Genomic DNA, 285 nt, shown 5'->3' on the forward strand with positions numbered 1-285 from the left:
GTGGAGGTTTGTAAAAATTGAATTATGCAGCGTACGAAGACTTCTTATTAATTGATCGATCAAAGATGCTGTAAATAAAGGTAGTTTTTACGTTTAAACTCCAGATTATAGCTTGGATAGGTATGAATAATGGGAGGTTTTCCCTTTAAGCACACAAAAAAATCGAATTATCATATTTTTCATGTAAATAGCGGTAATTTCTCCTTCTATTTCCCCTATTTTCGGTGCTATTTCATTAATAAGGGTAGTTTCCCCTCTTATTATAATCACCCATGTTGCTGATAC

At 33.0% G+C, this 285-nt stretch carries 1 protein-coding gene; it reads right to left on the reverse strand.

All coding sequences use genetic code 11. The features are described from left to right. Positions 1-105: 105 nt before the first annotated feature. The coding region (locus AOA60_RS33475) for a hypothetical protein (RefSeq protein WP_218240804.1) at positions 106-285 on the reverse strand (180 nt) is incomplete at its 5' end.

This window comes from Pseudomonas sp. 2822-17, from assembly GCF_002742485.1.
Classification (GTDB): domain Bacteria; phylum Pseudomonadota; class Gammaproteobacteria; order Pseudomonadales; family Pseudomonadaceae; genus Aquipseudomonas; species Aquipseudomonas cyclaminis.